The following is a 5,490-nucleotide window of genomic DNA, read 5'->3' on the forward strand; positions in this document are numbered from 1 at the left end:
CCAATGCCGCCCATGTACATCGTGCCCATGTTGTCCCAGGCCGCCGGCACACCCTTGCGCATCAGGTCTTCGGTCAGCTCGATGGCCTTCTCGGGGTCCTGTTCGACGCCCAGACCTTGCAAATAGAGCCCCGCCAGGTTGAACTGCGCCTTCCAGTGGCCCAGCTTCATCGCCTGCTCGTAGAGCTGGGCCGCCTTGGCGTAATTGCGATCTTCCGACCACTTCTCGTAGCTCACCAGCGCCAGTGTCTGCTGGAACAGTGCTTCGGCTTCTGCCGTGATGGGCGGGTTGGCGTCGGCCTCGTGTTTGCAGACGAAGTCCTTGCGGTGCGGATCGAACTTGTCGAGCCTGGTGAAGCGCGGCAGCTTGCTGTCCGACATGAAGGGTTGGTGAGGCTGGGCTTTGGAGTCGTCTTGCATGGGACATCCGGTCAGAAGGAATGCGGCAGCAAACAGGACTGCCGCCCCGGCTGTGCGGGTGCCTTGCATCACCGCGCGTTCACCCCACCACGGGCGGATTGCCCACGCCGACCTGCGGAATCTTGCTGAAGCCCAGAGGGTTGGCCTGATTCCACCAGGTCCAGATGACCTGCGCCGGATCGATGTCCAGGTGCTGCTCGCGCGGATCGGGAAAGGGCTGGCCTTCCATCACGTAGGACTGGCGATGCCACTGATTGAACGATGCCGCATGCGGGTGGTCGTCAGAGACCTGTGCCTGCCAGATGCCCGTGACGAGGCAGCGCGCGGCGCCGCTGCATCGCACCCGCGGCGTCGGCAACTCGGCCTCGCGCGCGATGCCTTGGGCCACACGCGTGTGAGCGGCAAGAACGCCGCGCTCGGCACCTTCGAGTTGACTGGTGCGCTGGGGTGTCGGTGCCGGGGCTTGCGGCAGCGAAGAAGCAGCAGGCACCACGGCCTTGGCGGCATCGATGAGCGTCTTGGGCTCGCTCATGTCCCACTGGGGCAGCGGTGCCGGGGGAAGGGGCAGCACCTTGTCGAGGTTGGGGAAGCGCAGGTCGGGGTTGTGGTAGAGCGCGTTGGCGAGAGCGTGATAGCGATCGGCCCTTGATGTATCTGGTCCACTTTGCACGGGTCTATCTCCACGTCGAAATGAAGAACTCAAGTAGCCAGCGCTTCGTTCGCTCCCAAACTTGACACCTTCATGCAAGATTCTCAGGGCGCGCGAATAGTCCTCATCTATGACGTTTCGAGTAACGCCCAGTTCAAAAGCTGCTTGCCCGGACCCCTGAGCAAACGCGCATTCGAGCATCTTCAATCCGATCGCACGGTTTCCCCAAAACGAAGGAGGTTCATCGTGATTCCCAAGCAGTTTTTTTCCAATGTATGTTTGCGACGCCATGCTCCCCATATCCGCAGCGTGCTGCCAGAACGCATAGGCCACAGTCGCATCCTGCTTGAGCGAGCCGATGCCGCCCATGTACATCGTGCCCATGTTGTCCCAGGCCGCCGGTACACCCTTGCGCATCAGGTCTTCGGTCAGCTCGATGGCCTTCTCGGGGTCTTGCTCAACGCCCAGGCCTTGCAGGTAGAGCCCTGCCAGGTTGAACTGTGCCTTCCAATGGCCCAGCTTCATCGCCTGCTCGTAGAGCTGGGCCGCCTTCGCGTAGTTGCGATCTTCCGACCACTTCTCGTAGCTCACCAGCGCCAGCGCCTGCTGGAACAGCGCTTCGGCTTCTGCCGTGATGGGCGGATTGGCGTCGGCCTCGTGTTTGCAGACGAAGTCCTTGCGGTGCGGATCGAACTTGTCGAGCCTGGTGAAGCGCGGCAATTTGCTGTCCGACATGAGTGGTTGATGAGGTTGGGCCTTGGAGTCGTCTTGCATGGGGCACCCGGTCAGAAGAAGCGCAACAGCGAATAAGGTCGAGACACCCGCTGCGCGGATGCATCGCGTCGCCCTGTTTTTCGTGGTTTGCATGGGCTATGCGAGCTTTACGAAAGGAACCCCACGGGGGTCTTCAAAGGGGTGAATGAAGCTGCCGTCTACTGGAGACTTTCCCCCAGTTCTAAGTGCCTGATTGCCACTCATCCGCTGCAACCAATCCTCATGTACCTGCGCCGTCTCTGCCCTCGTACATTCCTTCCCGTCCAAATCACCCCCCGCCAGATTCCCCCACACCCGCTTCCTCGCCGCCTTGGTGAACGCATACTCCTCCGTGCACAGATTCAGTTCGCTGTCAGCCGCCATGCTGCGCGCGTTCAGGTTTGCGCTGCCCAGCGTCAGGTACACGTCGTCCACGATCATCAGCTTGCTGTGGATGTAGATCTCCCGGTAGCGCCTGGGCGTGATGTTGAAGTCGCTCAGGTTCTCGGGGTTCACGTCGTCGGCGTGGCCCCTGGCTTTCTCTTCCACGCCCGCCTGCGCGTCCTGAGCCTCGCTGTCGCGCGCCTTGATGCGGATGTTCTTCGCCTGGTTCGCGCTGTCGAAGGTCAGCAGCATCGCCACCAGCGGCTTGATGCCCAGTTCCTGCAGCTGCGCCTGTGCATCCACCGGCACCGCATTGGCCGAGGCACCCACCAGCCCGCCGCCGCTCCTGGCCCCCGCCTCCCGGCGCTTGCGTTCCCCCTGCACCTTCTTGTCGTACTCGCCCATCTGCGCGCCGGCACCCAGCGTGCCGACCGTGTCGTAGGTGCTGGGCACCATCTGACCGCGCTCGGGCTGCGGGATCACGACGAACAGGTGCAGCGGCGCCATGTCGGTGGGCGCCGCACCTGCCTCCTGCATGGCGCGGCGGTAGCGCTTGCGCACGTCCTTGAGCAGCCTGGGCCACTCGCTCAGCTGGAAGTACTGGTTCTCCACATAGATGTAGTTCAGCGCGTTGGCGCTGGCCAGCGTGTAGCCCTTGAGGATGGTGCCGTCGTCGGATTCCGGCTGGGTGCGCTGGATCTGGACGCGGCAGCGCGAGCCTGACGGGCGCGGGATGTCTCGGGCCTGGATCGACTGGCGCCGGTCGCCCAGCTTTTTGCTGAACGCTCCCGCCCCGTTGGCAGGAAAGAGGCTGCCCGCAGGTCCTGGGATCACCTGCACACCGGCCGCGCTGTCCCAGCCCTGCACGAAGTTCCGGTTCAGGCAGTGCAGCGCCTCGCCCTGCACCCGGATGGCGTAGTCCCGGTACGGCTTGCGGTGCCAGCGCGCCTCGTCGTAGTTGGTGTAGCTGTTGGGGCTGAGCTCGCGCCGGGGGTCGTTGAAGGCGTGCGCGGTGGTGTCCCAGTAGTCGGTCACGCTGTTCAGACCCATCACGTAGCCGCAGACGTTGCGCGGCCTGCCGCCGGCGGCAGGCTCGTAGTCGATCAGGATCGGCTTCTGGTGGTGGGTGCCCACCGCGATCATGCTGGCGGCCTCGCTCAGGTCGCGCTTCGAGTCGGGCAGGTAGCGCGCCAGGTTGGAGTGGATTTCGAGCGGGCTGCCGCGGCGCAGCCGCACTTCCAGGTTCTTGAAGCGCCCGGCCAGCGCGTCTTCCCACCACTGCTTGCAGTAATTGGAGCGGTCAGTCAGCACCCAGGCGGAATTGGAACGGTTGTCGTAGGAATCGGCGCCCTCGGGCCAGGTGGTCCGGCTGGTCTTGGAGAAGGAGGTGGGCGCCCAGAACGCGGGAAAGTCCGGCACGTTGCCCGCCGCCTTGTTGATCACCAGGCTGTCGAACCACAGCAGCATGCGCACCTTCACGCCCTCGCCGGCCTTGCGCACCAGCAGGTCACCGTAGGTGGTGCCGTGCGGCCAGGTGGTTCGGCTGCGGGTCAGCTCCATGCCGGGGTCGAAGCCCCACAGCACCAGGTCGATGCTGCTGCCGGCCGCGAGGATGTCTTTCTCGATGGCGGCGAAGCCTTCCTGCCCGCACATGAAGAATTGCAGCGCGTTGTTGTCGTGGATCGGGTGCGTCCTGTGGTCCTTCTCCAGAAACCATTGCAGCGTGCCCTTGCTGCGCCGCTTGATCATGTCGACGTGGCTGACTTCGGGCTTTTGGATTTCGTCGAGGAGCTTGTTCAGATCAGCCATGTCGGTTGTCGGCTCGAGAGAGGTTCATCATAGGGCGGCGTCGATGAGGGCCATCAAGTGGACGCCTGGCCGGCATCCGAGCCGCGCTCGCGCTGCGACCGGCGCTTCGAGCTGTCTTGCCCATCGCCGCGGTACCCCTTGTTGGACAGCTGATGCTCGTTGTACCGGGACTGCCCGGGATCGGGTTCCATCCGGTCCGGCGCCACCGGAACATCGTGGACGGTTCCGTTGAAGAGCCGGACCTGGTAGCGTGCGCCTTTCTCGGCGTGCTCGATGGTCAGCCGTCCGTGTTCATCGAACAAGCCTTTGCGGATTTCGGCGCCATTCTTCAGCAGGGTGTAGGACTGGCCTGAGAAAAGCAGGGGCGAGGGACCGGGGACGTGCTGTACGGAGAACGCGATCTGCGGATCAGGAGGTGTCTCCTTCAAAGCCGCAGCCGTCGATCGGATCGGGGGCACCGGCTTGTTCGCAGGCCCGACCAGGCTGTGCGTTGCCGCATGCTCGCGCCAAAGGCCGTTGGTGCCGTGCTCGATGCCATTCGCGTTCCAGCGCGTGTAGCTCGAGCCGCCGTTGATGAGCACCTCGTCCCTGGCGGTGATCGTGATGCGGTTGGCCTCCAGCTTGATGTTCATCTTGGCCAGCACATTGACGCTGGCCTTCAGCGCCCTGATGTCGATGTCGGAACTGCCGGCGGTGAGTTTCATGCCCGCCTTGTGGGCGAACAGGCGCACGGCCTCCTTCGCACTGACCAGCAGGCTCTTGCCGGCGCCGATGCTGGCATGCGCGCCGCTGGTGATGGCCGTGTGCTCGCCACTCACGATGTGCGTGCTGCCGGCGGCCGTGGCCTGGATGCCCGCAGGGCTGGCCAGCGTCAGGTGCGGCTCCTGGAATTCGGGGAAGATGCCGTGGGCCGGGTCGCTGCCCTGGCCCCTGATGTCATCGTTCTGTTCCTTGAGCGCCTTGGTCACTGCATCCTGGTCGCCGCTCTCGTGCGCCTTGGCTTCCTGCGCAGCCTGACTCAATCCTTCGTGCAGATCACGTGCCTGGGTGAGCCTGGCGGTGGTCTCGCGCATGTCCGCGATGTGGGCCTGGGCGTTCGCGCGGGCCTCGGTGCTCAGCAGCAGGCCGTTCGCGGCGCGCACCGCGCCGTGCCCGTCGGTGCGCAGTTCGAAGCCCTGGCCCCGGTCGTCCTTGCGGCCTGCCACGTCCTCGATGCGCGCGATGTGCCCCAGGCTCAGGCTGGAGCTTTGATGGTCGCTCTTGAGCTGGGCCTGGACCTTGCCGCTCGAATCATCGAGTGCGAGATGGTTGCTGCGGCCGCCGCCCAGTTCCCGGCTGCGGAGGCCCGAAAGGTGCTTCTGATCGGGTAGCTGCCAGGCCGGCATCTCGTCGGCGTTGTGCACACGCCCGGTGACGATGGGGCAGTCCGGATCGCCATTGAGGAAGTCGACGATGACCTCCTGCCCGATGCGTGGC

Annotated in this window: 4 protein-coding genes; all 4 read right to left on the reverse strand. The window is 64.4% G+C overall.

Annotated features, from left to right (window positions below):
• Positions 1-419, reverse strand: a 419-nt coding sequence (locus PMI12_RS24130; RefSeq protein ID WP_007837702.1) for a tetratricopeptide repeat protein, incomplete at its 3' end; no start/stop codon positions are given.
• 79 nt (positions 420-498) lie between these two features.
• Positions 499-1,803 (reverse strand): tetratricopeptide repeat protein, encoded by a 1,305-nt coding sequence (locus PMI12_RS24135; RefSeq protein WP_007837703.1) that lies wholly within the window; start codon positions 1,801-1,803, stop codon positions 499-501.
• A gap of 135 nt (positions 1,804-1,938) precedes the next feature.
• Complete coding sequence (locus tag PMI12_RS24140) at positions 1,939-4,014, reverse strand: phospholipase D-like domain-containing protein (RefSeq protein WP_007837705.1); 2,076 nt, start codon at positions 4,012-4,014, stop codon at positions 1,939-1,941.
• 53 nt (positions 4,015-4,067) lie between these two features.
• On the reverse strand, positions 4,068-5,490 hold a 1,423-nt coding region (locus PMI12_RS24145), incomplete at its 5' end, for a DUF2345 domain-containing protein (RefSeq protein WP_007837706.1).

The organism is Variovorax sp. CF313 (assembly GCF_000282635.1).
Classification (GTDB): Bacteria; Pseudomonadota; Gammaproteobacteria; order Burkholderiales; family Burkholderiaceae_C; genus Variovorax.